We start from the raw sequence: 26,565 nt of genomic DNA, 5'->3' as shown, positions 1-26,565 counted from the left end.
GGGATGGGCTGGTGTCCACCACGCGGAACTATCAGTCACTGGCGGGTTCTGTCGCACACAGAAATGCCGCAGCCGGAACGCATCACCCGGGGGGAGGGCTGACGTTCCGGCTGCGGGGGAGACCTGCACCCGCTCGGGGGGTTGCGGGTGCAGGTGGCTTTCAGGCCGCGATCTCACGGCGGTAGCGGTCTACGGCGGCGTGCCAGTCAGTGCCCGCGTCGGCGATCCAACCGGCCACGACAGCACCGTCGAAGGTGCGGGCGACTTCCTGGGTCGACACCTCGAGGAATCCCTCAACCAGGACACGAGGACCGGAAGTGGTGGAACCGTCGGCGAACACGACGAGCATGGCGCCCTCGCCCGCTGCGTTGTGCAACGCGGTCGAGATCATGTTGTCGTCGGTGAATGTCGTCAGTGGCGTTCATCGTGTGCTCCTCGGCTCGGCGTTTGCTGTTGGGACAACTCTCTCTGGCGGGGTTCCGGTGTGCGGCACCGTCGAACAGCGCAGCCGTCGGGCTCACCTCCGCGTAGGCCACGGCATTTCCACCGGTGAACGGGGCATTCGACGAACGATTCGTAGGTCCGCGTCGACGGACAGGGTTCAGAGCTTCGGCAAGGAAGCGCCGCGCACGATTTGCGGCGGGACCGTGGCGGATACCGTAGGGCCATGCACGATCACGATGAACTCGAACGCGTGGGCATGCTGCTGCCTGCACGCCATCGAGCGCGGTGGTCACTGTTCACGGATTGGTGCATCGGTGTCGGCGCCACCCCTATACCGGCAGACCGTGAGACGCTGATCGGATTCGTGCGCGCCAATCCGGCGGCGTTGTCGACACAACGGGAACGACTGGCGGCTGTGCGGGCAGCTCATATGCACGCTCAGGTCCCAGTGCCTGCCAAGGCCGATGCGAGGGCCGTGAGAGGCGGTGGCGGTCACGAGTGGCCGTCGAGCGAGGCCGCACAGGTGGTAGCAGCGCTGCCGTCAGCAGGATGGCCGTCGGGATTGTTCGGCCGCCGGGATGCGCTGCTGTTGGTGTTGTCGAAGGCCGCTGGAATGTCCTACGGGCAGATCGAACGGCTGCAACGAAGCCAGGTGCGGGTAGTCAACTCGACGTTGCAGGTTCAGGTTGGCCAGGTGTGGATTCAGGTGCCGGCCAACGATGATCCGCGCATGTGCCCGGCTGCGGTGTTTCTGCGCTGGGCGCGGTTGTTGGCGTATGTGGACAGGTGGCCTTCGACGGCGGCGGTCGCGGCCGCGCTCGCGAAAGCTCAGCCGATGACCGCGCAGTCGCAAGAGTCGTACGCAGCTTTGCCTCAGGTGGTCCGAGACGGCCCGCTAGTGGTGCCAATCGATCGCTGGGGCGGCCTGGGGATGGGGCGGTGGCGGCAGAGTGCGCGCGCTCGGTGGGGGTTGAGCGCGACGGCGATTGGGGAGATCGTGGCCGCGCACCTATCTGGCAATGGTGGCCGGCACGTGGGGTCGGGCTGGGATGGTTTGCCCCGGATGCCCGAGCTAGAGGACGAGCCGGACAGCCCACCGGTGTCGACGCTCAGTGATGTGGATCCGGCAGTGGGTTGGCACGCGCGGGCGCGGGCGCAAGAACAGTTGGCGAATGTGCGGGAGACGCTGAACGACGTGGAGCGGGAGGCTGAGGCGTTGGCGGCGAGGATCGCAGCGATCCTCGCCGATGACAACGAATAGCGTTCACGCCCTTCGTCGATCAGATCCGCGCTTCGGAGATCAACGTGTTCGAAGTCGATGGGCTCTGGTGAAGCTGTAGGCAGAGGCCGTGAGGGCGAGGACTCCCGCGACGAACATGGTCCGGGTGCCAATGACGAAGTCCAGGGCCGCGACAGCAAGGGCTGCGACCCCGAAGACGTTGTGGCGGATCACTCCCGCCCTGGTTCGGTGTTCCGTTTCCGGATTCGCGGGCCGCTTGTTCGCTGGATCGGTCACAGTTGGCCGTCACGGATTTGCGATGTCGTCAACTGTTTTTGGCTGCGAATGACTGCCAGAGCTGCGCGCAGACTGCGGGCTGCGGCGTCGAGGTGGGTGGTGATGTCCTGGTTGGAGGCTTCGCCTGCGAGGAATGTTTCGACTTCGTCCGACGCGGTTGGACCTGAGTACAGGTCTCGGAGGGCTTCGCGAGCATCGCTGATTCCGGCGAGGGAATCGTCGAGGGCGGCGAGCATGGCTCGCAGTTTCTTTTCGACGGTATCAACATCCGCGCCGAGGTTCCGGTTCGGAATGCCCGAGACGGAGTGCAGTGCGGCGCTCATGATGCATCCTCCAGCCGATTGGCGGTGGACGCTGTTCGATCGACTGGTGGAGTGTCGGTATTCCAACCGTGCACTATTCGTTTACGCAGGTCCGCTTGGGTTTTCACTGATGAATCCATATCGCCGCTTCTCATCGGTGGTCCGGGCACAGGAGGGTGGGCGTCAAATTCCACCCACTGGCAGTCAGCCATTGTTGAACAGGAACCGGGAGGCCTTCGACTGTCGCGGCGTGTGCGAAGGTGTCGGCAAGAATTGGACCGTCACCGCATACGGCGCACGCGACGTCGAAAGCGGGTGGCTCGGGTTCGCAATGGCGACAGTGCGAACGGATGACGACCGCATTCGGATCGTCGACATCCGGGTGGAGCCATGCAACGGCCAGGTCGCCGCGTTGATGAGTGGCTTCCGCTCGTGTACTCGGCTCGTAACCACACGTCGGGCAGGTGCGTGGCACTCGCATGGGCACAACAGAATTCACAGGAACGTCCCCGCGAGGATGCGCTGTGGGGGTCGAAGCTGACTTGTTCTTGTTGAGATGGCCGTACACAGTTGTGCGGGGCACGTTCAACATCGCCGCAATCTGCGCGACCGTATTCTCTCCGGCGTCGTACAGCCGTTGAGCAAGTGCGATTTGATCGTCGGTGAGCTTCGAGGGGCGCCCGCCCTTTCTGCCGCGCGCCCGCGCAGCAGCCAAGCCGTCCCGAGTGTTCGCCGTTATCTATACGACGGCAGGAAGGATTCTCCTCTTCAGCTGGGGAATCAGGATATTCGGCGACATCGCTCTGGTGAGTTACATGGGTGACGAGCGGTGGATGCCAGCATGAGGCGATCGGCGGTGTCGCCGATCATGGGCGAGGTTTCGAAAAATGAGGGCCGAGCCCGACACCCTGACATGAATGAAATCCGAGTCGGCGGGTGTCCCTCCGATGCGAGCGAAAGAGGTGTCGAAAACACCGTCGAAAATCAATGTCGACTAACCACCGTCGGGGTATTGTCGACGGATGCTGCTCGGATATGCCCGGGTCTCGACCGCAGATCAGAACCCTGCCCACCAGATCGACGCGCTGCGCCGGGCGGGGGTTACCACTGAAAACATTCACGTCGATCACGTCAGCGGCGCGAAGGCCTCCCGCCCTCAGTTGGATGTGGTGCTCGCCCTGTTGGACGACGGCGACATCCTGGTCATCACGCACCTGGATCGGCTCAGTCGTTCGGTGCTGCACCTGATCACGCTCGGCGCCGACCTGCGCAAGCGCGGGGTAGGTTTGAAGGTTCTCGAGCAGGGCATCGACACCGCCACCGCCGAGGGCCGGGCGATGTTCGAAATGCTGTCGGTTTTGGCCGAACTCCAGCGTGAGCTCGCCGTGAACAATGTCCGGGAAGGTGTGGCGGCGGCCAGGACTCGCGGCCGCAAGGGCGGACGCCCACCGAAACTCACCGACGATCAGGTCCAGCTCGCGCAGCAACTCTACGACGGCGGTGAACACACCGTTGTCCAGATCGCCGACATGTTGGGCGTGCCTCGCACTACCGTCTACGGGCATCTGAACAAAGCCGCAGCAGCAAAAACTACTGGAACAGTCTCTCTCGCAACAACTCCCGAGCCCGCGGCTCCGGAGTCCGGTTCGGTATCCGGCACTGTCCCCCGGCCGAGCCGGACACGCAGGACAACCCGCGCCTGCCCCACTTGCAGGCACGAACCGACCACCCGAGCCGAGGCGGCGCATCAGCGCGACGATCTCGCGGTGAGCTGGCTTCGTCCCGACAAAGACCGGCGTGGCGAGCTGGTAGCCCAACATCATTGTCGCCAGTGCGAACCCGACCTGCCGGTCTTCGACGTTGCCTGCGCCCTGTGCGGAGATGGCCCCATCCTCACCGGAGAGCTCGCCACCGCGGCAAGAACAGTGTTACCCGTACCGGTGCAACGGTGGCTCGCCGACGCCGGCTGGTGCACCTCGCCAACACTTCTGTGCCCCGACCATTCTCTCCAAAGCCGATAGCCACGCGGCCGGTGTAGGTGTTTCGCCGATCATGGGTGCGAGCGGCTGGCTTCTTTCATGTACCGGCGGAGCAGGATGTTCGCGGTCTCGAGGTCGTCGCGTTGCTGGTCGGTCAGCTCGACCAACCGAGTATTGGTTTCGCGTAGCTGCGCGTTGTCGACACGCAGGTTGGCGACGAGGGCCTCGAGGTCGGCGATGCGAGCGGCCAGCTGGGAGTGGTCGATCTGTTCGATTTCGTTGCCGAGGGTGCGTTGCAGCCGCTCACGGAGCTTGCGTTCGGAGGTGCGGAGCGCGGCGATCTCGTGCCGGGCGAGTTCGAGGTCGGTGCGCAGGCTGTCCCCGGACGTGAGGGGGCCTGGCGGGTGTCGGGGTGGGCTCTGTTGGGCCATCGCGTCCCGGATTGCGGTCGTCAGCTCCGGCTGGTTGTAGAGCAGCCACGTCGACACGCCGGCCTCGCGGGCGACCCGCGCGTAGGTGATCCGGGTACCGGATCGCACCAGCTGGTCGAGTGCGCGGAGGGCGTGGGCGTGTTTGTCGCGGCTGGCTTGTCGGCGGGCCGTGAGGAGCCTGTCGGTGCGGGTGTCAGTCATCGACAGCGCCTCTGCGGTGGGCGACGCTCAGCGGCAGAAAGTGCCGTTGGTGTTCGCGGGCTTGGCGGATGGTGCCGATTGCGGCATCGAGGGCGGCGCGTTCGTCGGGGTCGAGTCGGTGCAGGTGGGTGGTCATTTTGGTCAGGATGCCCTCGAACATGGCGAGGTTGTAGCGCAGGTTGTCCACCACTTGCGGTGCGGCGCACAATTCGGCCTCTTTCACGTCGGCCTTGATCTTGCGGATTTCCTGCTCGATTTCGGGGATGTAGGAGGGGTCGGGCCGGTAGTGGTCGCAGCCACCGCATTGAAACCTGATCGGGCAGGATTTGCCGCCGGAGTTGACGTTCGACGGTTCGACGCATCCGCCGAGAAGCGTGGAGACGGTTCGCCGTTCATATTCGATGAGCTCGGGTGTGGGACGCAGCGCACCTCGCCGGTCCATCACCATGTTGCCGACGCGTTCGATCGCCTCGCGCTTGCGGTGGTGTCCGATGCGGTAGTAGCCCTGGGTGACGGCGAGGTCGCGGTGGTCCATCAAAGCGGCGAGCACATCGACGGGAGTGCCCGCGTCGGCATGATTTTGTGCGTAGGTGTGGCGCAGCGAGTAGGCGACCAGATCCCGCCGATCGATGAGGCCACCGGGGTGGGGAACCGTCCGGATCAAGGGCGCCAGTTCGTCGATCGAGTCCACCCACTGGCGGAAGATGACGCCGAACGCGGACGCCTTGAAGTGCTTGTCCGAGCACGGGTCCGACAGATCCAGTTGCGGAAACAGGTGGGCGGTGCGGCGATCGGGCCGCAGGGTCGTCACCCGCGCCAACCAGGCGCTGACCGCCGCCGCGGCAGCGGTGGTGATGTGCAGTCGGCGCCCGAGTCGGTTGGCCTTGGCGTTGGTGTAGATCAGCACCGGGCCGCCACCGGGATCGGTGTCGAGACAGTCACGGCGCAGGGCGGTGATTTCTCCCGGTCGCCGGCCGGTGTCGCGCAGCAGCTGATAGATCGTCTGCCGCATCACTGCGTAGTCGTCGTTCGACCATCCCTCGACGCGGTGTCCGGCAGTGAACGTGGGCCGCAACAACGTCATGTTCCGGTCGAGGACCTCGACGATCTCGGTGGGCAGGGCCCGCCCCGGTTCGTCGTCGTCGCGGTGAGGAGGGACCGGTCGTTGTTTCAGGTGCGCGGCGGTGAGCGCGAATGCCCCGGGAATCTCGTCCATGTGTCCGGCGGACCGGCAATACCCGAGGACAGCCTTGATGTTCCCCAGTCTGTCGTCGGCGTAGCTGCCCGCGAAAGGCGCACCGGTGGCGGCGGTCTTGCGGCGGCAATGGTCGATGATGGCGGCGATGTCGCCGCGCCCCGCAGCACGACGATCGGTGAAGGCGGGGCCGAACTCGAGGGCCTCGGACGCCCACGTCAGTGCCCGCAGCGACGGCCTCAGGTGCTCGTATCGGGGCAGGGTTTCCTTGGCCCATGTCTTGCCGAGCATGCGTAGCCAGCCGCAGCCGACGGCGGACCAGTCGATGACGAGGTTGCGGCTGCGGGTGCCCGCGGCGCTGGGGAACCGGTCGAGGACCTCGGGGCCCCACCGGTCCGGCTCGGTGAGATCGATTCCCTCGAATGCGCCCCGCTGCTGCCGCAGCAGCGGCAACGTCATCCGCAGGAAGCTCACGACGTGCGCGTCCGAGGCGGTGGCCTCGAACAGGGTGCGCGCGCCGTGGGCGGCTTTGACGAGATTACGCATCCGCAAGAGGGAGATTCCGAATCCCCGGCGGTCGCGTTCTTGCAGGATCCACAGCAGCTCCGCTCGCACCAGATCCGTGCACCCGGCCAGGGTGAATTCGTGCGAGCGGATCAGCGGCAGCGCCTGGGCCGCGAACTCGTGCGCGTCGATCGGCGGCTCGCCGCGGTCCTGACGGCCCCGATACTGGCTGCGGTGGGATTGGCATAGTGGTGTCGAGGGGTGGAAAACCTGGTGACTGCAGCCCCCGACCGCGCAGGTTGCCAGCGCACCGAGTGGTTGCGCGTCGGCCATGAACTCGGTGATGCCGATGCCGCGGGTCTTCGCCGCGTGCGCGAACCGGCTCTGGTGTGTGAAACACAAACCGGCGGTGGAGTATCGGGGACGTGCGCAACGGACGTCGGCGGCGGCGACCGTACAAGGTTCGACGATGGTGTCGTGAAAGCGGCGCGTGAGGGTTTTGCTGTGCGGCTTGGCTTCGGTGAGGCAGAACGAGCATATGGTGTTGCGAACCCCGGTCGGGTGCACACAATTCGGATGGGCGCACAAATACACAAAGGTTTTCTGATTGTGTGGATCGCCGGTGAAGATCAGCGTCTGCGGGTCCCATTCGTTCGGGCGCCACCGCTCATCGAGCCGTTCCGTCAGAAACGTGTGCCACCGGTCGCCGTCGCCCGGCGTGATCGCATGGCCGGCGGCGGCCACCGCGCTCATCGGATGGTCTTCGCGTGCGCGTTCCGCCGGTGTGCGACGGCGTCCACGGCGGCCCGCATCTGCTCGTCGGACGGGTGCAGGTATTTCGCCGTCGACACCGGACTCTGATGTCCCATCAACTTTTGCACCACGTCGATCGGGGTGCCCGCGCGGGCCCATGACGTACCCGCCGTGTGCCGCAACATGTGCAGCCGCGCCTCCACCCCCGCACGGCGAGCCACTCGGGTCAGGCAGTTTCGGGTGTTCTGATATCTCATGGCGGTATCGGGCGCCGACGTCGAGTACAGGTTGATGAACACGAAATCGCATCCACTGTCGGGTACAAGCCGATCACGTTCGTACTGGTAGTCGCGGTAGGCCGTGGTCGTCTGCGGGCCGACCGGGACACTGCGCGGGTAGTGACTCTTCGCGAGCGCGTGGTTCTCGTTGGCCCGGCGTCGCACATGCAGATGGGCGCCGGGCAGGGCGCAGCCCAAGGCCTTCGAGTCCGGAAGGAAATGCAGGTCTTCCCGGCGTAACCCCAGGGTCTCGCCGACACGCAATCCGGTCTCGACCATCAACTGGATCAGTAGGAAGTCCCTGACGTTCGCCGTCGCTACGAGGAGCGCGGTCACCTCGTCGTCGCTGAGGGATTCCGGTGGCCGCGTCACTTCCTTGGCCTTGATGACCTTCGCGGTGATGTATCGATGCGCGCCGTTTTCGCGCTGCGGCATCGTCTCCGGAGCAAAGCGCAGATGTTTGGCCTCGACGAACTTGTCGACGACCGCGTCGTCGATCACGCCCATCCGGGCGCAGTACCTGAGAAACTCGACGATCGCCGTGATGTGTGCGTTCACCGTCTTGCCGGCACGCACCCGACCGGAGGGTCCCGGTTCCGCTTCCAGTGACCGCTTGTACAAAATCAGTTGCGGCAGAGATATTTTGGTCCACTCCACTACCTGGAAATGGCACCAATTCAGGAACCGGGCAAGCCGGGGAATGTAGGCCCGCAACGTGTTGACGCTCGCGCCGCCGCCGTCGAGATACAACGCGAACTGGGTGACCTCATCGACCGGATCGAGCCGATCATCGAGCACCAGCCACGTCACCTTGCCGGCGACAGGCCCGATCGCCTTCTCGGCAACAAACGGACCATTCACACTTCGAAGCTAATCCCCGTCACTCACTGGGTGTGGGATATCCGCGAGGGACGTCAGCAGGCGTGTCGTAACCCCATGTCCCTCACAGGAAACCGACGCGTATAGATAATCGCCACAATCAGCTCACGCTGAAGTTCCGCGAGTACCGACAGCATCCCGAACATCGCCCGACCTTCGGCGGTGGCGGTATCGATTCCCTGCTCGAGGACTTTCAACCCGATCCCCCGCCCACGCAGATCGGCACCGAGCGTGATCAGATGCAGAACCGACCGGCCCAGCCTGTCGAGGCGGGTGATCACCAGCGTGTCACCGTCGCGCATTCGCTGCAGAACAGCATCCAACTGTGGCCGTGACGCCTTCGCGCCGCCGGTGTGATCGACATGAATGTTCTCGACCTCGACGCCCGCCCGCGCCAACGCGTCGACTTGGTGAGCGGGATTCTGATCTGCACTGGAGACTCGTGCGTAACCGAACAACATCTGTCGAAAATACCCGACGTCAGGGTTATTCGACATAGTTTTACGACACGAGTTTCAGACAGGGATGAGCTGGGCGTACGTCGACTCAGGACGGTGTCGAAAAACGATCTTGGTCTCAATAGGTCAACGCATCACCGAGGATAACGGATCAACCCCAGAAGATCGGATCCCCACCGCTTTCGATGTGATCGAGCAAATCCTGAACGTGAGGGCTCGGATCCAAGAACTGGTAGCGGTGAAATTTGAGGTTCCGGTCCCGCCAATACAGAGTCCACAGCCCGGTTTTCTTCGTGTAATACAGGCGGGCGATCGGGAATCGCGTCCATTCCGGGCCGAAGTCCTCACGCCACGGCGGCCGGCATTCGCAGATCGTGACATGGCGCGGCGCGATGTCGCATTCGACCCGAATCTCATGACGCAGACGATCGGGAACTCTACTGGCGCAGTACTTCACGATACGGGCGACATCGAGTTCGGGGAGTCCGGTGGCAGCCATGACCATCATCATGCCAACCGCCGTTATGGCCAGCTTTGCTATCCAACTGCGGAGGAACCGAGCACCTGGTCTTCTCGTTGTCGTGGACTGTCCCAGTCGAGCACCCGACGAGGCCGATCGTTGAGTCTCGCCGCGATCGAATTCAGGCCCTCCTGGCTGAAAGTGCGCAGGTCAGCGTTCTTGCGCAGGTACTGGCGCAGGAGCCCGTTCGTATTTTCGTTCGTCCCTCGTTGCCACGGATGATGCGGGGCGCAAAAGTAGACGGGCAGGTCGAGTGCTGCGGTGATGCGCTCGTGCGCGGCCATTTCCAGTCCCCGATCCCACGTCAACGACCGACGCAGATGCGCAGGCAACCGGCCCAGATAGGCAATCAAGGCGTCCGCAACCGTCTCGGCCCGGTACCCGTCCGGCAATGCCACCACATGGGTGACGCGTGATTGCCGATCCACCAAAGTCGCGACCGCCGACGGGCGGGTGCCGAACACGAGATCACCTTCCAGATGTCCGGGCTCGCTACGAGCATCCGCTGCTGGGCTGCGGTGATCGATGGGGACCCTGTTCCGTATCTGCCCGCGCCCGTGGGAGCGTTTCTTCCCACGAGGCCGGCGGATCCGCCGATCAGTACGCAGTTCGTGAAATTTTGTGTCGTCGAATACTTGTCGCGACGGTATATACAGGCAACGGTAAATCGTCTCGTGCGAAACCCACATCTGCGGATCGGACGGATACTCGCGCCGGAGCCAGGCGGAGATCTGCTGCGGTGACCACTGCTCACTCAGCTTCCCTGTGACAACCTCCCGCAGAAAATGCCTGGTAGAGAGAGTCGAGATTTGAGGGCGGCGTGCGCGGACATACGCTGCGGCATCCGCCGGGGTCGCCCGATAGTGTTCGCGGCCGCCGTTGCGGGCGATCTCCCGTGCGATCGTGGACGGGGATCTTCCGAGTTTGTCGGCGATCGTCCGAGCGCTGTCACCGGCGGCGATCCCACGGGAAATCTCTTCACGCTCCCCGGCCGTGAGATGCGATGCTCGCCGACGACGTGGGAGCGGCCGGATACCGCCGGATTTACGCAGGAACCGGCCGATCTGAGGGACACTCTCCCCGAGGACCCGCCCGGTCGCACTCAGCGAATCACCGCGACGCCACATCTCCCAGATCGTGTTCTCTTGATCCATAGTGAACCCGAGCGCCTTGTTGCCCATCCATGCCTCCACGATCACGCATCATGTCACCAGTAGTGATGCGTTGACGTGTTGAGACCAAGATCCATTCTCGACAGGAATTATGACATTCAGCGTTTCTGAGTTCGCGAGTCAACATCCCATCTATGGCATACGGTCGATTCTGCTGACACGCACCAGCGGCAACACAGAAAAGTACTCACCACCCACCCGCTCGCTTACGAGAATTCATGTCGGTACCCTCCTGCAGGATTGGCACATGGAAGACGCGCAGCAACTGGCAGAAGACGTATTCGAGTCATTACGCCGACACGTGATGATGGCTCGGCTAGCGCCATCAGGTGGAGCAGTCATAGCCCTTCTAAAAGTCCGTCAGTCCTATTCCGTGAGTCGAAACCGGCCAATCTACTTGGATTTTGCCCACAAAGATGGCATCCAACTGGTCGTCGAGCCGACGCTGACGACACAGCAGATTGACAACCAGCTCACGACTTTTGGACCTGGAACCGAGATCTTTCGATGGTTCAACCGTGCCTGGATACCTTCGTTCTACGAAGAGTGGGAGGGTGATTACCGACATCGGTTGGCAACGCTCACTGAGAGGAAGTCTGACGAGGTGAAGGTCGGCTATTTCGGAGATCTCCGACTGGTTCGCAACGACATCATTCATCACAGAGCTCAGGTCACGGAGTCAGACCGTAGCAAGTGCGGTGTGCTGAAGTGGTTCGATAGTGGAGATGAAATTGAGCTCAACAACGGTCATTATACGGACCTGTTCGACAAGTTCCCGTGGAACAAATTCGGTGCGACCACTCCTGATCCAGCGTCACCGACGCCAGTCAACACAAGCATCCCTGACTCTCCACTTGCAGCACTCCAGTGGCTCCAACGAAATGGCGGTTTCGTACGATGAATGCGCAGGTGGGTGCCGTAAGCAGGGGCCGTACGAGTGACGCCTTCAACCGAATTCTTCAGCATCGTGAGTGTCGCAATATGTGAAGATGTCGTGAATACCATCGGAAGCTGTCTTCAGATGTTTCGGCGAAATAATCAGCGACGCGCCTCAAGCTTTTCGTAGACTCGTTTACCTAAGAGTTTGTCCACAGGATATCGATCGATCTGATTCAACGTGAGACATGACTCCGGATGCATCAACCGAGACACTGCCGCGACTGAAGGCTCCGGTACATCGAGTGCAACGGCGCGCGCGTCCGTCGAATCGATGTTCTCGTAGGTCCATTCATACTGGTCATCCTCACGGCCATAGTCCTCGGTCAGGTACCAATTCGCTACGAACGCACGACTTTTCGGCAGAAGCGTCCATACCTTTTGCCGATCGATTGCAGCGCGCGCTCCCGGTCGAGTGATCGCAAGCCACTCAAGTTCACCGCTCGACACACGGTTAACTCGCCAAAACTCCCAGCCATCCTTCGCCATCGAGCCACTTCCTCACAATCAGTTGAATTCAATAATTTTTGTTGAAACAGACACTGTCCCGCACCCGTGGAACTGGATGCTGTAGGCGTCGCATAGCGTCCTGGGCTTGGACCGCTTCCGAACTAGGCAAATTATTGCTATCGAATCCGCTGACTGTCGTGCTGGAATGTTTTTGCAAGCTTCCACGATCCCATTAGCCGACCGGAAAGAAAACACAGATTCTGTCAGGAGTGGGACTGTCCGAAATCGAAGAACCATCCGTTCTCGCCACAGAGAGCGCTTCTCTTCACCGTTCCTTTCCCTGGGATTGCAGGAGCATCGTGCGGAAGGTCGTAGTGCGCTATTCGATCTCGAAACCTGCCTGATCGAATTTGAGAACAGTGGCGTTCTCGCTGACTGTTCGGATCTTGTTGTCATCGAACCCTGTAGGAGTCGTTGCAGTGATCTCAATTCTCACTTCGAGTTGCACTCCGTCTGCGGCAGCGAGGTGTTGAATGATCTCGTTGGTGATTTTGTTGAAGTCGCGGACGTAGAAGTCCGAGTTCAGTTCAGTCGAGCCGAAGAATCGGTTCTTTCGCGCCACCACGACCGGTTTTCCGCCGTCTCGCTTTCCTCCGGCGCGAGATACTGCGGATGTCCCGCTCGCTGTTTCACCAGATTCCGCTTCGGTATTTGTCTCGGGATCTGTGTCAGCTCCTGTGGCGCCTTCATCAGAGTTTTCGGGCGGTGTGATAGCTGCGATTTCTCGCTTACGCTGTGCCTCTGCTCGTGCCGGCTGTACCAGCAGCAGCGAATCCGTCATTTGCGGCGGTGTCACCTTGTCTGAGGGCAACACCAGACCGACGTAGTCGGTGCCGTCCCAACTGTCGGCGAACGCGAAACCAGTTTGCTGCCAAATCAATTCGTCGAATACCGAGAGTGCGCCCTCCTCCAATACTGTGCGGTCGCGCAACCGAGCGAGATACGGGTACGTCGTGTAGAAACCGAACAACTGCCCGAAAGTGAGGTGGCCGTCGCGTTCCCAGGCCGCGCGTAGCCGGCCGTCGAGATCGTGTCGGATCAGCGCCGGACCACGCTGAATCGTCAACCATCCCTCGTTGCGCAGGCGCGCGGCAGCCCGGACAGCGAGCTGCTCACCGCTGGAATCTTTCTTCGCCTCGATCGTCAACGGACGGGTGGCGTCTGGCTGGGTGGGTGCCAGCACCCACTGGTAGGTCTCGAGCAGGCGGTCTCGCACAGTCCGGTCGTGCATGGCGACCCGATCGACAGCCTGCTCACGCTGCGCGAATGTCAGGCCCAGACTCTTGTCGGCGTTGTCGCGTACGTATGACCATGCGAGGAAGTCGCGGACCGCGGTGTCGAGTTCCTTCCACCTGGTCGCGTCGGCTGCGAGGAAAGTAACCATGTTCCGATGGCTGCGGGCGGCGTTGCCGCGGTGTTCTGTGACATCGCGGGCCCAAGCAACTGCGTCGGAGTCGGTTTTGGTGTGGGTGTGTGACGGCGGCACGATGACCAGGCGAACCTCCTGCTGGTCGGGCACATCGGCTGAACTCTCCGGTGCCACGTGCACGGCGGTGAACCCGTCAGCGGCGGTCTTGCGGTGAGTCTGCAGCCGTTTAATGACCTCGTTCCAGACCTCCTCTTTGTGGAGTCGTTCTGCGTGGTCACGGGCGGTGCGGGTGGTGTTGGCCTGGGTGTCGTACCAGTACAGCGACTCGGAGTTGTAGAAGTACGTTGCAGTGTTTGCGAGATGGTTGAGGGCCGAGTGGAAGTTGCCGGGAACGTCGCCCGGCATGGCGGTCCCGAGGAATACCCGCTGCTTGTCCAGGCCTTTATGCGCCGATCTCAGGGTCGGGGTAGCACCCATGAACACTGTGCGAGCCAGACGTTGGGTGGTCAGCCGAGTCCCGAGCAAAGTATTCGCTTTGTCCACCTGCGCTGGGGCGGAGTTAGGCCCATCGACGTCGGTGTCGATCAGTGCTTTCCACTTGTCATCGAGGTACTGGGCGAGCTCGGTGACAACCTTGTCGGCGCGCAGCGGCACCGATCCGGGCATGATCAGCGGTGCAGTGTCGTTCTCCCGCCACAACTGCCCGACGATCGTGTTCATCAGCCGCAGCACGCCACGAGTGCGCTGGAACTTGTCCAGCGTGGACCAGTCCTCGTAGAGCCTGTCGAAGAGTTCGGGATGGATCGGATAACAGCGGCGGATTCTGTCCAGATAGTCGTTCTCGAGCACCTCACGAGGGAACTCGGAGCGGTGATCACGGTAGAAGTCGACGAGCTTCTGTGAGGTTGCGTTGATCTTCGCGATGGCCTGACTGTCCGGGGTTTCGAACAACCGGCGGCGGACGATCTCGAAGCTCTCCTCAGCGTTGGCGGCGCGCCACTGATCTGCGACCCGGCCGACGGCTTTGCGGAGCATCTTCAGCGCCTCGCGGCCGTTCTCGCCGCCGACCTCCTCCTCATCACCGACGTACTCGCCGTCCTTCATCTCGGCGGACGCCGGGATGGAGATGAGCACGAGGGTGCCGGGGACAGCTTTCGCTGCTTCGGTCAGCGCCTGCGCGAAGGTGAATTGGGTGTCGAAAGTGCCGTCGGGCAGGTCCTCGCGTCCGTAGAGCTGGCGAGCGTAGGCGACCCACTCGTCGATGAGGATCACTGCGGGACCGAACTGCTGGAAAAGTTGGCGCAGCGCGTCACCGGGGTTGGTGCGCGCCTCGTCGGACTGTCGGATGATCTCGTAGGCTTCGCGGCCGCCGAGCTGCCAGGCCATCAGGCCCCACAGCGTGTTGACCTTGGTGCCGTCTGCCATCTCCTTGACTGCGCCGGCCTGGATTTGGGTGCCGACGAGCGCGACCCGGCGGGCTTTGGGGAGTTCTTGGCCGGCGAGCACGTCTTGGACTTCCTGCGGATAGTCGGCCAGTGGACGACCTGATGCGAGATGCCACACGGCGAGCATCGAGTGGGTCTTGCCGCCACCGAAGTTGGTTTGCAGGTTGATGATCGGTGCTGCATTGAGATCACCTGACAGACGTTTGACTGCACGGACGGTGAGATCACGTAAGCCCTCTGTGAGGAACGTGCGCTGGAAGAATTCGATAGGGTCGGTGTATTCGCTATCGCCCTCACCGCGCGACACCATTGCCAAGTCGGCGGCGAACTCGGCAGCGTGGAAGTTGCCACTGGCCACGTCCTCGTGCGGACGCAGCACCAGGCGCCACGGTTCGAGGCCGGCAGAGCCGACCTCCGCGGCCGGAGAGGCTTTAACGACCTTGCGATCCTCCTTGTCCGAGCTCAACCGCATCAAGTCGATCCTGGAGCGGCGGACCTCGTCTGCGGCGTCGGGTGCGCCGATCGCACGCAGGAACCGTTCGGCAGTATCGAGGGCGCGGTAGGCGTCATCGGCAGTGAAGGAACCGTTGTGCGCCCAAGTATTTCGCACATCACGCAGCTCCGTCGCCCAGCTCTGCTCGGTGCGCGAGAGATGGTCGGAGTACGGGTACCAACCCTTGCGGAGCTGATTCGGGATCTGCTCGGTGACCATACGCAGACCATTCTGCGGATCGGTGCGACTGTAAGTCCTGCCGCTGCCACTCTTTGGAGAATCCTTGAGGGCCAGCAGCGCGGTCCAGTCCTGGCCAGCAGGGATTTCCTTCGCAAGGACGTATGTATGGAACTCGTCGAGCGCAGTGCCGAAGAGTTCGAAGGCGCGGCCGATGCGGTCACGGTTGCTTAGTGCCATGTCGATCCCCTATGCGTCGAACGTGAGTTGGGTTGCCGCGTTACGCGATTCGGCCACAATGTCATTCCAAGCAGTGCCGAGGGCGTTGAAATCAACGGCGAGCTTGGTTTGCTTGCGGTCCTCGGCGATCGCGAACAGTAGGAACGCCAGCTCCTTGCAGAGGTCGCGGTCGATCGACGCCGGGACGTCCGCGAGTATTTGCGCGGCGGCGGGCACGCCTTTTGCTGTAAGCAGACGGGACAGGTGCATCACCACTTCCCACGCGCTGATGTGCTGATCGGTCGAGGGATCGTACTCCTTCTCCGCGTACATCGCGTCCAACGCTTCGGGAGAGAGCAGTGTGACCTTGCCGGCAGGTTTGGTCAGGATGCCGGCACGCTCGAGATGATCAAGCGATGCGTTGCGGGCGCGCGCGAGATTGTCTGCATCACCGAAGGATCCGGCGTCGAAGCCGTGCTGACGGAACCAAGCGATCCCGAAACGGGTATCGACGTCGAAGTCTCCTTCCTGCTCGGCCAGCACCTCATCGAGGATCTCGTTGATCCGGGATAATGCTGCACGGACAGTCATCTTGCTACCGTCATCGGTGAGCACGCCGGAATAGCGGGAGAAAACCCCCATGCCGGGACCGATCGCAGCCTGGGGAAGATCAACAGGGGCGATCGCTCCCTGCTGGAGTTCCTTAAGTTTGGCCGGGAGTTCTTCCTTGAGAGCGTTGATAAAGCCGCGGCGATCGATGGAGGGTGCATCGTCTGGGCGCGGACGCAGGGCCAAAACGATCGAGGAAGCGAGGGCATTAGTGCCCTGGGAAACCATCCGGCTGCCCATCTCGCTGCGCACTGGCCATGTCGCGGTTATCGTCCATCCCGACTGGATCATCCCTTCTAGTACAGTTTCCCATCCAGTTGATGCTTCGCCATCTGCGGTCGTTTCGGATTGCTTGAATGCGTAAAAGACGGTGATTGGGAATCCTGGCAACGCGGATTTTCGGGCGCGACGAAACACCTCCCGAAAGCCGTTCTCAAAGAAATTATGTGCTCCTTCCTTTCCGTTGTGGCGGTACGGGTTGGCGACGAGTTCGTCATTTTTGGGAACCAATAAAGTACTTAGCAGCTTCGGATGAATCGCGCGCAGGGATCGGCGCAGCCACACGTAGAAAAAGTCGGATAGATCGGAATATCCAACATTATCGTAGTATGGCGGATCCGTTGAGAGCAGCATGCCATCTAGATGAACTGATCGTGCGTCCTGCTGCAGCGCCACTGCCATTCTCGTGGTTGAGAGTTGACTTAATCCGTTCGCGTTCATTTCCAAGCAGCTCTTCCAACTTCCGGTAGCTGTCCCAAAAATATTGGTTTCGCCAAAGTCCCACAACATTGGGATTGCTTGGCGCCCGAAAATATGCTGGATCTTTTCGCCTGTCGGATTCCATCGACAATGACTATTGCCCGACATTGCTGCTCTATCCAGTGCTAGTCCTAGATATGTGGCGATGGTGTCGGCATACGCTGCCGCGCCAGTGCCTCCAGCTTCAAGCCGAATGCCCTCATCCATGCCCATGGCCAGCGAATCCGCGAGCACCCGCTCGCGGGCTTCGGGGACCAGGTCACTAAAGGTGGTGAGTGCGGTGAGTTGGCGTGCGGTGAACAGGTCTGCGAATTCTGTCATTCCAAAGGCGGGTGTTGAGAACCATCGGGGATTCGTCGCAATTTCGCCGTCAGGCGAATCCACAGGGCGCGACAATTTCGTCGCCGCTTCGTGTTCTGACGTTGGCTCCAGGTAGATCCGCATTCGCTTGCCCTCTGCGACCGTTGCCATCAGCTGTGAGCCGATGCGCCCTGCTCGTCCTTCAGCGCGGATGTAGTTCAATTCCACCGCCGACCCGCATCCAATACAGGTCGCCCCGGTGCGCCCGATGGTACCGTCGTTCTCCTTGGTCGGAGCGGTTTTAGCGTCGCCTCCGATGGAAAACTCGACCTTCCCGTCCACTACGGATGGGACGACGTACGCCTCCTTATTCTTCTTCTTTCCCAGCCACCACGACCGCACCAGCGGCATAGTAATTCCGCAGGCCGGGTTCGGACAGGTCACCGTGCGCGCCCAGACCCAAGCAATCACCTTTGCGTCGGATGTCTCATTACCGTTGTCCAGCTTTGCCTTCGGGTACAGGTGACCGATTCGTTTCTCGGCTTCGTCGCTGATCCACTGTCCGTAGCGGCGGACATCCTCGGCAAGCCCGGTTGCGCGAGGCCAGTTGTTGATCTGCGAGTCTGCCGTGCCGGGGAACACAGGCGGGCGGCCGGCGAACTTCGGGGGAATTTCGATCAGGGCTTTGTTGATCAACACAGCCACCGGGTTCAGGTCCGAGGCATGGGCCTCGAGCCCCAGACGCTGCGCCTCCATCGGGATGGAACCACCCCCGGCGAATGGGTCGAGAATAGGCGGCGGGTTGCCATCGGTGGAATTCAGGATCTCCTGGTGTGCCTCTGCGAACAGACGTTCGTCATTCGAGTTCTCCCATAGCACGAGACGTTCGATCATCTCATGCAAGCGCTTGCGTTCCTTATTTATAGACTCTTCGGTAGGAAAACGATCGGGGTGGGAGGAGGGATCGTCCACCAGCTGCGCAAACAGCACTGCGCGGGCAGCCGCCAAGGGGCGCCGAGCCCACCATAGGTGCAACGTTGAGGGGTGCCCGTGGCGGATGGACTTTTCCCGCGCCGACTCCTTATTGATCGTTTCCAGAGGTATGGCCACCTCGATCAACTTACGACGAAGCACGGGGGTGGAGGGTTCGGCGGGCACGGGGCGGATCCTTGTCTACGGAGTCGCCGCTGACGCGGCAAGTGTGGTGTGAACATTAGCGGGCGATCCGGCCATCTCCCGGGTCGGTCCTGGTCAGAGAGTTTGAATTGAAGTTATCCCCTTAGGAGGGTGAGGTTCCTTTCGCCCAAGTCTTGGCCCAATCGAGGCGCACCTCGGTGGCGGCGAGGTCGCCCATGTCGATACGACGGAACGGCTCGTGCACGTATCGGAGTTGATCGTGGTCCGGCCCTTGATCGCTGACGGCCACGAGGGCAAGGCGGTGCTGATCGGGGACGTTCTTGCCGTAGAGGACTTCGTTGAATGTGACAGTGAAATCTTCCGCACCTTCGACGCGCCCTTTGACCTCGATAAACACGTAGCGGCCGTCCGCATCGAGGGAGCGGATATCGTAGCCCTTGTTGTTGTGTGGCATCTCCTCGGGGACCCTGCCGAGTGCGCGTTCTGCCGCGAGGATCGCGTCGACCGCGCGGCGTTCGACACGGGCAGTATCCCGGGCGTATGTAGCTACCGGGCCCGGCAGCATCCCTGCCGGAATGATCAGGGCAGCTCCTTCGACGCGGGGTGGTTTCGCCGCGAGCCGGGCGTGCCGGTCGAGCTCGGTGGTTCGGGCATCCAGGCGTGCCTCGAGGTCACGGGCTCGGGCTTCGAGGCGCTCGGGGTTCTGCTTGTTCTTCGTCGGACGACCGCGCTGGGCTGAGGAGTTACTATCGCGGATACGTGCAGCTTCACTGTCGAGGTAGTTGACCTGTTGCGTGAGTCGTTTGTGCACCGCGGTGCGGGTCTTTTCCACCAGTGGCAGTACCCGGGACCGGACTTCGTCCAAGTGCTGGGGTTGGGCGTGGGCGATTGCCCACGATTCGGCGAGCCGATCAACCCCGCCGGCGAGCCACGCCTGCGCAAGCACACTGTCCGCGGCGGTGCGGGCGGTATCGGGCAGCGGGTGCAGGTCCAGGTATGGCGCCGGCCCACAGCTGGTTGCTTGACCGTCTGGGGTCAGTGCGATGAATTCGAAGCGTTTGGAGACCACTTGACCTGTGCCGTCGATGATTTCCCCGGTCACTGCGACGATCAGACGCGGCTGCTCACCAGGGTCTGTGGGATCGAACAGGACTGTGCCCGATTCGAGGGCATGACGGTGAGTCTCGATGGTGGCATCGAGGACTGTGTCGAGCAGAGGATGTCCGGGGGCGAGGAACTCGGCTCTCGTCCCTCCGTCTGCGTCGATGTTGGCGGTGTCGAACGTGACCCGGTGATATCGCGAGGCTATTGGCAAGGCTGCCCCGGGTCGCTGCCGGGCACGTAGTGCGGCCGGGACGTTGGTGATCTCGAATCGTCCGGCTTCGCGGCGGGTGAGACGGCCGCCGGCGCGGGCAAAGGCATCTTTGAAGAACGCGGCAATATAGTGCGGCTGGAGTTTGCGGGCGCGGGCCTCGTCCATCTCGCGGCGTAACCGTTCGAGCTCGTGCGGGTCGAGGCTCTCGCGGGCGAGGGCACGCTCGTCGAGGAGGTCGGAGAGTCCGCGGGCGACCTCGGCGTCGATGATCTGGTTGAGTTTGTCGAGCTGGGCGGGGTCGTCGCCGTAGCGGACGGCATCCATCAACAACCCGCGTAGCGGCTGGTCGGCGAACGCGTCTCCGAGGACATCGAAGAGTCGTCCACCGTAGGCGCGGCGCTGGGTTTCCATTTTCTCGAGGAGTCGGGTGAATACCTGGCCCTCGCGGGTGCCTGCGGCGACGAGGTTCCACAGTCGACAGGTGTGCTTTTGCCCGATGCGGTGAATGCGGCCGAAGCGTTGCTCGATACGGTTCGGGTTCCACGGCAGGTCGTAGTTGATCATCAGGTGCGCAGCCTGCAAGTTCAAGCCTTCACCGGCAGCGTCGGTGGCGACAAGAACCTGGGTGGTGGGGTTGTGGGTGAACTGCTCACGGATACCGCGGCGCTCCTCACGGCGGGTACCGCCATGGATGGTCACCACCGCGTCGGGCCGGCCGAGGATGTTGCGGATCTGCTCGGTCAGGTAGAAGAGGGTGTCCTTGTGTTCGGTGAACACGATCAGCTTCCGCGGTGCGCCTTGTGGGTCGCGCAACAGGTCTGCGTCCAAGAGCAGAGATCGCAGTTCCGCCCATTTCCGGTCCTCACCGGAGTCGCGAACCTGCTCTGCGAGTGCGACGAGTTTCTGAAGTTGGGCGATTTCGACGTCGAGTTCGGCAACAGTGCGGGCAGCAGTCGCCGCATCGACGACCTGTTCCTCGAGGTCCTCGAGTTCGTGGGAGTCGAGTTCGTCGGGGTCGGCGAGCCTGGCCCCGAGTGTGGTGTCATCGAGCAGCCGCGGTTGCGGGGTGAGCATGTCACGACGTTTGCTCTCGAGTCGGTCGCGGCGTCGCTGCAGTGATCGCACGATCGCATGAGTCGAGGACGCAAGGCGACGCTGGAGCACGGTGAGGGCGAATCCGACTGTGCGGGCCCGGGGGTTGTCGTTGCCGAGTTGGCCGGCCTTGTTCATTTCTTCCCGCACATACCGCGTCACTTCTTCGTAGAGGTGCTGTTCCCCGTCGGAGAGGGTGTAAGGAACGGTTTCGGCGATCCGCTCGGGGAACAACGGTTTGCCTTCGAAAGTGAGCAGTTCTTCCTTGACCACCCGCCGCATCAACCCGGAAGTGTCGGTTGTGTGCGCCCCTTCCCGGTATTCGCCCTCGAACCTGTCCGGGTCCACCAAGGCCATGAAAGCCTGAAAGCTGGCTTCGTTGCCCGAGTGTGGGGTGGCGGTCATCAGCAGGAGATGGCGGGTGATCTCACCGAGCTTTTGACCGAGTTGGTAGCGGCGGGTCGTGTCGAGCTGTCCGCCCCACCAACTCGCCGACATCCGGTGCGCCTCGTCGACGACGATAAGATCCCATTCGCTCGAGTCGAGCAACACGAGTAGGTCATCGTTGCGGGCGAGTTGATCCATCCGGGCAATCAGGATCGGGTGCCGGTCGAACGGATTGGTATCCACGCAGGAAGCGATCAACTCCCGAGACAGCAACTCGGCCGCGATTCCGAACTTCGTCGCAAGCTCGTCCTGCCATTGCTCGACCAGTGAGCCGGGTGCGACGATCAGCATTCGGGACAGGTCTCCGCGGAGCATCAGCTCTTTCGCATACAGCCCGGCCATCACGGTCTTTCCTGCGCCGGGATCATCGGCCAGGACAAACCGCAGAGGTGTTCGTGGCAGCAGTTCCCCGTAGACCGCTCGGATCTGATGCGGCAACGGATCCACAGCGCTCGATGCGACGGCGACCATCGGATCGTGCAGACCGGCCATCCGGATCCGCAGGGCCTCGGTGGCAACCCGGAAGTCGGCAGGGTCGGCGTCGAAACCCCACCGCGCTTGGGGGGTCGCGATCCGCAGGCGCTCCTCGTCGAGCCGGTACAGCACCTGCTGTCCGAGGCCGCCCGAGGCGTCTTTGAAGGTCACGGTCACTGCCTCGGTGCCGTACCGATCCACGGCCACGATCGTCACCGGCTCCGAAGCAACGCCGATCAACATCACACCTGACTGGAGGTCCTCCAGACGAGCCGGAACACCGTCAGAAGAACTATCTGCCACGCACCTCACCTTTCGTCAACGAGCAATCGGTTCATCGTGTCACCCTGAACCGACACGTCGACAACGAAATAGTCAATCCGGCTTGCGCGGTATTTGTGTCGGCGACGCCGGCGATGCCCGGTCCGCACCGCCCAACATGCGCCTTTGCTATTGACCAGGGGTGTCCACTCTGTACTTAATCAAGCTGCGAAGGACGACGGAATCGACTACTCGAGAACGATCTTTACCGACGGTTCCCAGGGAGTCCGCCACGTGAGACTCCGCGGAAGGCGCTCTGACGCTGCTTCGATATGTCACTGACGACCTCCTGGCCGAACTTCACCATTGCGTCGTTTCCCACGAACCCCTGGCTTGCCAACTCCGCGCGCAGCGCTTCGGCAATCGACCTCGGCAGATTCTTCATATACCGATCCACGATCCCGGGGATCCACTGCCGCATTTCACGGATTGATGCGCGAGTGGCTGCTTCGCCGAGTCCTGCAAGAACGACGTTGCGCAGCACAGCGACATTCGCGCTTGGCCCCTGAGAACTGGTCTTTCGGGCGTCCCGGGAAACGTTTGCCTCCCTGCCTGAATCGTTGTTCCTCGATGCACGTTTTTGAGATCTGCGACGTTCGAGGGCGAGCGCCTCTTCCATTTTCTTCGCCTCAGCCAGACGAGCGGGACGCGTCGCGTTCCACTCCCTCCGTGCGGACTTATAGCAGGACCGGCACAGTTCCAAGACCCAGTCGGAGACTCCCCCGCAACGGACACAAGTACGTAGAACTGCCATGACTAAATCCTAGGTTGCGGGTTGGAATCAGATTTCAAGGGCGCAGCTAGCCTGCGCTGGGCGATTACGTTCACCGTCCGGCGTGGCCCGGTCGGAAATCTATGGAAATGGCCGAAACACAGTTAGTCCAGTCTCACAATTAATGGGTCGTTCGAGCTGACATAAGGGCGGTTCTCGGACGCCTGCCGTCGACAAGCCGGCTGGTATTTTTTCGGGCTGGTCGTCGACCAAGGTGGAGAAGACCCCACAACCCAAGCAGGCTCCGGCGATGTCGTCGTCTGATCGCGTCGCAACATTCAAATTGCAGGAAGCCCAGGCGTTGCCGCCTCAGACACGCCAAAGGTCCCGGTCAGCAGTGCCTACTCAAGATTGGAGAACCTGAGGCAACGGATGCTGCTACCCGGTCAGTAACACCGACGCTTGCGCTGGCAGTCGACCCTCGTCTTTCCTGCGGAACATCTCAGCAGGCCGACCGTTACCCGGGTTCGACATCTCCCCCGTGCTCTCGAGCGCCTCGATGACATGGCGCCGGAACGCGTCCTTCTGTAACTCACGATCGAAGATCACCTCGTAGAGTTGACGCAGTTCCAGCACGGTGAACGAGTCCCCCAGCAGACCAGCGGGGTCGACCTGCGCCGCATACCGCGTTCGCAAGTCCTCAACCGCCAGCCGCACCATATCGGCATGGTCGAACGCCAACTCCTGATCCACCGTCCCACCCGACACGATCACCAGGATCGCGTCGGCAGGAAGGTCCGCGGCAGGCACGACGGCGGTGTGGGCCATCGATAGGACCCAGCCCCGGTCGTCGCGGGCGAGATCATCGAACATCGCCAGCTGGTGAAACTGTGTACCGACCAGGCCCGCTTTGGTGCGCAGCGCCCGTTCCGCTGCGTCGGTGAGTAGTTCGCCCTCGTGCAAGAAAGTTCCGGGCAACGCCAAACCCCGACGGCGATGCTCGACCACCAACACCTGTAGTGCGCCGCCGGAGTACGTCAACACTGCAACATCCACCGCCACCGAGGGGCGCGCGTAGTCCTCAAGAGTCTTGCCTTTCGTGTCTGTCCATTCATTCACTCTTGCATATTATCTCAAATCTGATCTATGCTTAGCGCAAAATTGATCAAAGGAGACGTAGTGGAGCTGAACACACAGCAGTCCGATCGCGCAGCAGGAGTTCTGCTTGCTACCGCCGCCGGTGACGCACTCGGTGCCGGCTACGAATTCGCCCACCTGAGCGCGGACACTGCCATCGGGATGACCGGCGGCGGGTCGTTGAATTGGGCACCGGGTGAATGGACCGATGACACGGCCATGGCAATAGCCATTGCCGAAGTCGCCGCCACCGGCACGGATATCGGTCACGGCGCCGGTCTGGATGGCGTTGCAGCACAGTTCGTTCGGTGGTTCGAATCGAACCCGGCGGGCATCGGCAAGCAGACCCGCGCAGTGCTCTCACAGCGTCCCGGCAGCGCCGACGCCATGACTGCCCGCGCCCAGGCAATTACCGGACGCAAAGGCGGAAACGGCTCACTGATGCGCACCGCACCCGTAGCGCTCGCCTACCTCGACAATCCAGAGCAATGCATCGACGCTGCCGCTCGAATCGCATCGCTCACCCACGACGACGAACGCGCCGTCCAGGCCTGCCAGCTGTGGACGTACGCGATCCGCCACGCTGTTCTGCACGGCACCTTCGACGGGGTCCGCGGCTACCTGTCCATCGCCCCGGCCGACGTCGCCGAGTTCTGGGGACCGCTGCTCGATCAGGCCGAACACGGCTCCCCCGAAGATTTCGCGAACAACGGCTGGGTGGTACACGCCCTGCAGACTGCCTGGTGGGCGATCACCACCACCGACGCCGGCGACGCCCGCCACCTCCAACTCGCACTCGAAGCCGCGGTCCGCGCCGGCGGCGACACCGACACCACCGCCGCGATCGCCGGTGGCCTGCTCGGTGCCCGGTGGGGCTCATCCGCAGTGCCGGCGCGCTGGCGCCGAATCCTGCACGGCTGGCCCGGATACACCGCGACCGATCTGGTGCGCCTGGCCGTCAAGACCGTCAACGGCGGCGCCGATGTCGACGGCATTGACAGGCGACCTGATGAAGAGGGGCAGAACAGCTCGGATGCTCTGGAGATCGCATCATCCACAACCCTTGTCGAGGTGACACCTGGTGTCGCAGTGGTGTTCGGTGAAGTCCCCGAAGGCCTTGAACTCATCAGCCTTGATCTGGTGCCGTCATTCGACCGAACGCAACTCTTTACTGCTCTGTGCTCGCTCGGCAACGTGGGCACGGTAGTTGGAAACATTGCGGAGGCTGCATCAAGCGTGCAGGGCCTATTTCGGGTCAACGATGCGACGTTGTCTCTGCTGAAGGGCGGCGGGCAGATGGCCGGAAAAGACGGCGCCAAACTCGGAGCGATCCTCCAGAATGGCAAGGTGGTCGCACAGGCACGCTTTATCCCCGTGTCGATGACGGCCGCAACGGCCATCGCAGCGATCGGCCCGGCCGTGGCCATGATCGCGCTCCAGATGCAGCTCGGCGAGATTTCGGGTCTCGCCCGCACCAACATCGCGCTCACCACACAGACACTCAAGACCATCCGAAACGAGCAGTGGGCCAAACTCGAGGGACTCGCGGAGGCCGTCGATGAGGCACTCCAGGAGGCTCACGAACTCGACACCATCACGGACTCTGTCTGGGAGCCCATCGCTCCCAGCGGTCCACTGATCCGCAAAGAGATGAACCAATACCGAAAGAACGTGGACGGACACATTCAGGAAATCCGGAAACTGGACGGGCGTGCGCTCCGCCACTACCTCGAATCCAACGCCGAGGCGATCGTCTTCGACACTCATGCGCTATTCAGTTCCCTGAAGACATACGCCGATTACCAGGCGATCCGTGCTGCGCTCGCCCGAACCCGAAGCACCAACAACGAGAGCGAAGCGCAGCTCGCCGACCTGATCGCGCGGGACTTACCCGCCGAGATCGACGAGTCTCTCCGCGAGATCAGGCAACTCACGGCATCACTCGTGCGTGAGTTGCGGATCATCGCCGAACTCCCTGACCGAGCTACGGCTCCGCTCACGCGAAAGCGCAAGGATACGAAGGCATCCCAACTTACGTGCAAGCAACTCCTCGACGCCATCGAACCCCTGGCCAACAAGCTCCATCCGGCAATCGAGATACCTGCCGTACCAGAGACCGTATGCGCGCCCGAGGGCCTTGATCTTGACCCGTACCTGCGTGTCCTTCGGTGGTTCCTCGAGGACGGCGAGACGCTTCGCAGCGTCGCGTTCCCCTACGAGGCAGGACCTCACAACCTCACTGGAGTCGTACCAGCAATCCTTGCCAAACGAGTTGACGCCACCTGGGACGCACTGGCTCCAGGCAAGGCTGGCGCAGTGGTCGAGAAACTCACTTCGAGCACCTTCATGGCTGTAACTAACCGCCGGATCGTCACCGCCACCCCGAAAACCCTTCTGCGGCGCGGCGAACTCGGCTCGATCTATTCGCTGGATGAGGTTAGGTACGTGCGCCCACGTTCGAATCATGTTGCGGGCGTACGC

General features: G+C 62.2%; 18 protein-coding genes and 1 pseudogene. 4 read left to right on the top strand and 15 right to left on the bottom strand.

Features of this window, described 5'->3' with window-relative positions:
• Positions 1-160: 160 nt before the first annotated feature.
• A complete protein-coding gene (locus RA302_RS30500) occupies positions 161-391 on the bottom strand; it encodes a hypothetical protein (protein WP_075835639.1) in 231 nt (76 codons plus the stop codon).
• 276 nt (positions 392-667) lie between these two features.
• Here RA302_RS30500 and RA302_RS30495 point away from each other — a divergent pair, with 276 nt between their 5' ends.
• A complete protein-coding gene (locus RA302_RS30495; RefSeq protein ID WP_075835637.1) occupies positions 668-1,705 on the top strand; it encodes a hypothetical protein in 1,038 nt (345 codons plus the stop codon).
• 251 nt (positions 1,706-1,956) lie between these two features.
• Here RA302_RS30495 and RA302_RS30490 read toward each other — a convergent pair whose 3' ends face one another.
• Together RA302_RS30490 and RA302_RS30485 are read right to left on the bottom strand one after the other, a co-directional pair.
• Positions 1,957-2,283: a hypothetical protein gene (locus RA302_RS30490; protein ID WP_052959781.1), complete on the bottom strand. Its 327-nt coding sequence runs from the start codon at positions 2,281-2,283 to the stop codon at positions 1,957-1,959.
• Between the two features lie 130 nt (positions 2,284-2,413).
• Positions 2,414-2,977: a helix-turn-helix domain-containing protein gene (locus RA302_RS30485; protein WP_223304384.1), complete on the bottom strand. Its 564-nt coding sequence runs from the start codon at positions 2,975-2,977 to the stop codon at positions 2,414-2,416.
• A 307-nt stretch (positions 2,978-3,284) separates the two neighbouring features.
• Here RA302_RS30485 and RA302_RS30480 point away from each other — a divergent pair, with 307 nt between their 5' ends.
• Complete coding sequence (locus tag RA302_RS30480) at positions 3,285-4,283, top strand: recombinase family protein (RefSeq protein ID WP_075835633.1); 999 nt, start codon at positions 3,285-3,287, stop codon at positions 4,281-4,283.
• A gap of 29 nt (positions 4,284-4,312) precedes the next feature.
• Here the strand turns inward: RA302_RS30480 and RA302_RS30475 are convergent, their stop codons facing one another.
• The 6 genes from RA302_RS30475 to RA302_RS30450 all read right to left on the bottom strand — a co-directional run bounded on the left by RA302_RS30475 (position 4,313) and on the right by RA302_RS30450 (position 10,641).
• Positions 4,313-4,873, bottom strand: coding sequence for a DUF6262 family protein (locus RA302_RS30475; RefSeq protein ID WP_064074903.1), 561 nt, complete (start codon positions 4,871-4,873; stop codon positions 4,313-4,315).
• A complete protein-coding gene (locus tag RA302_RS30470; RefSeq protein ID WP_064074904.1) occupies positions 4,866-7,325 on the bottom strand; it encodes a tyrosine-type recombinase/integrase in 2,460 nt (819 codons plus the stop codon). Before RA302_RS30470 ends, RA302_RS30475 begins: the two co-directional genes overlap by 8 nt.
• Positions 7,322-8,464, bottom strand: a complete 1,143-nt coding sequence (locus RA302_RS30465; RefSeq protein ID WP_082893248.1) for a tyrosine-type recombinase/integrase — start codon at positions 8,462-8,464, stop codon at positions 7,322-7,324. Before RA302_RS30465 ends, RA302_RS30470 begins: the two co-directional genes overlap by 4 nt.
• Before the next feature lie 53 nt (positions 8,465-8,517).
• Complete coding sequence (locus RA302_RS30460; protein WP_223304383.1) at positions 8,518-8,979, bottom strand: recombinase family protein; 462 nt, start codon at positions 8,977-8,979, stop codon at positions 8,518-8,520.
• Positions 8,980-9,091: 112 nt separating this feature from the next.
• Positions 9,092-9,439 carry a DUF3024 domain-containing protein gene (locus tag RA302_RS30455; protein WP_075835926.1) on the bottom strand — a complete coding sequence of 116 codons (348 nt, stop codon included), beginning with the start codon at positions 9,437-9,439 and terminating at the stop codon, positions 9,092-9,094.
• Positions 9,440-9,477: 38 nt separating this feature from the next.
• A complete protein-coding gene (locus RA302_RS30450) occupies positions 9,478-10,641 on the bottom strand; it encodes an IS30 family transposase (RefSeq protein WP_075835631.1) in 1,164 nt (387 codons plus the stop codon).
• Between the two features lie 238 nt (positions 10,642-10,879).
• Here RA302_RS30450 and RA302_RS30445 point away from each other — a divergent pair, with 238 nt between their 5' ends.
• A complete protein-coding gene (locus RA302_RS30445) occupies positions 10,880-11,533 on the top strand; it encodes a hypothetical protein (RefSeq protein WP_143542515.1) in 654 nt (217 codons plus the stop codon).
• A 137-nt stretch (positions 11,534-11,670) separates the two neighbouring features.
• Here RA302_RS30445 and RA302_RS30440 read toward each other — a convergent pair whose 3' ends face one another.
• The 6 genes from RA302_RS30440 to RA302_RS30415 all read right to left on the bottom strand — a co-directional run bounded on the left by RA302_RS30440 (position 11,671) and on the right by RA302_RS30415 (position 24,066).
• Positions 11,671-12,057, bottom strand: a complete 387-nt coding sequence (locus RA302_RS30440; protein WP_075835627.1) for a hypothetical protein — start codon at positions 12,055-12,057, stop codon at positions 11,671-11,673.
• Between the two features lie 340 nt (positions 12,058-12,397).
• On the bottom strand, positions 12,398-15,802 hold the full coding sequence (locus tag RA302_RS30435) for a Swt1 family HEPN domain-containing protein (protein WP_075835625.1): 3,405 nt from the start codon (positions 15,800-15,802) through the stop codon (positions 12,398-12,400).
• A gap of 9 nt (positions 15,803-15,811) precedes the next feature.
• Complete coding sequence (locus tag RA302_RS30430) at positions 15,812-18,607, bottom strand: DUF1156 domain-containing protein (protein WP_075835623.1); 2,796 nt, start codon at positions 18,605-18,607, stop codon at positions 15,812-15,814.
• 121 nt (positions 18,608-18,728) lie between these two features.
• Positions 18,729-22,157 carry a helicase-related protein gene (locus tag RA302_RS30425; protein ID WP_075835924.1) on the bottom strand — a complete coding sequence of 1,143 codons (3,429 nt, stop codon included), beginning with the start codon at positions 22,155-22,157 and terminating at the stop codon, positions 18,729-18,731.
• A 283-nt stretch (positions 22,158-22,440) separates the two neighbouring features.
• Positions 22,441-22,620 carry a hypothetical protein gene (locus RA302_RS30420; RefSeq protein ID WP_143542514.1) on the bottom strand — a complete coding sequence of 60 codons (180 nt, stop codon included), beginning with the start codon at positions 22,618-22,620 and terminating at the stop codon, positions 22,441-22,443.
• Positions 22,621-23,385: 765 nt separating this feature from the next.
• Positions 23,386-24,066, bottom strand: a complete 681-nt coding sequence (locus tag RA302_RS30415; RefSeq protein ID WP_075835619.1) for an NUDIX domain-containing protein — start codon at positions 24,064-24,066, stop codon at positions 23,386-23,388.
• Positions 24,067-24,126: 60 nt separating this feature from the next.
• Between RA302_RS30415 and RA302_RS30410 the strand changes: the two are divergent.
• Positions 24,127-25,044 (top strand): annotated as a pseudogene (locus RA302_RS30410) (ADP-ribosylglycohydrolase family protein); the annotation flags it as partial.
• Positions 25,045-26,565 lie beyond the last annotated feature (1,521 nt).

It is taken from the genome of Rhodococcus sp. DN22 (assembly GCF_036669995.1).
In the GTDB taxonomy this organism is placed as follows: Bacteria; Actinomycetota; Actinomycetes; order Mycobacteriales; family Mycobacteriaceae; genus Rhodococcus_F; species Rhodococcus_F erythropolis.
This window is presented reverse-complemented; position numbering and strand designations above follow the sequence as displayed.

Coding starts and splice junctions, on each gene's coding strand:
- RA302_RS30435 (WP_075835625.1), bottom strand. CDS start 15,802: ATGGCACTAAGCAACCGTGACCGCATCGGCCGCGCCTTCGAACTCTTC.
- RA302_RS30495 (WP_075835637.1), top strand. CDS start 668: ATGCACGATCACGATGAACTCGAACGCGTGGGCATGCTGCTGCCTGCA.
- RA302_RS30455 (WP_075835926.1), bottom strand. CDS start 9,439: ATGGCTGCCACCGGACTCCCCGAACTCGATGTCGCCCGTATCGTGAAG.
- RA302_RS30500 (WP_075835639.1), bottom strand. CDS start 391: ATGATCTCGACCGCGTTGCACAACGCAGCGGGCGAGGGCGCCATGCTC.
- RA302_RS30475 (WP_064074903.1), bottom strand. CDS start 4,873: ATGACTGACACCCGCACCGACAGGCTCCTCACGGCCCGCCGACAAGCC.
- RA302_RS30440 (WP_075835627.1), bottom strand. CDS start 12,057: ATGGCGAAGGATGGCTGGGAGTTTTGGCGAGTTAACCGTGTGTCGAGC.
- RA302_RS30425 (WP_075835924.1), bottom strand. CDS start 22,157: ATGTTGATCGGCGTTGCTTCGGAGCCGGTGACGATCGTGGCCGTGGAT.
- RA302_RS30420 (WP_143542514.1), bottom strand. CDS start 22,620: ATGAAGAATCTGCCGAGGTCGATTGCCGAAGCGCTGCGCGCGGAGTTG.
- RA302_RS30470 (WP_064074904.1), bottom strand. CDS start 7,325: ATGAGCGCGGTGGCCGCCGCCGGCCATGCGATCACGCCGGGCGACGGC.
- RA302_RS30460 (WP_223304383.1), bottom strand. CDS start 8,979: ATGTCGAATAACCCTGACGTCGGGTATTTTCGACAGATGTTGTTCGGT.
- RA302_RS30450 (WP_075835631.1), bottom strand. CDS start 10,641: ATGGGCAACAAGGCGCTCGGGTTCACTATGGATCAAGAGAACACGATC.
- RA302_RS30490 (WP_052959781.1), bottom strand. CDS start 2,283: ATGAGCGCCGCACTGCACTCCGTCTCGGGCATTCCGAACCGGAACCTC.
- RA302_RS30480 (WP_075835633.1), top strand. CDS start 3,285: ATGCTGCTCGGATATGCCCGGGTCTCGACCGCAGATCAGAACCCTGCC.
- RA302_RS30445 (WP_143542515.1), top strand. CDS start 10,880: ATGGAAGACGCGCAGCAACTGGCAGAAGACGTATTCGAGTCATTACGC.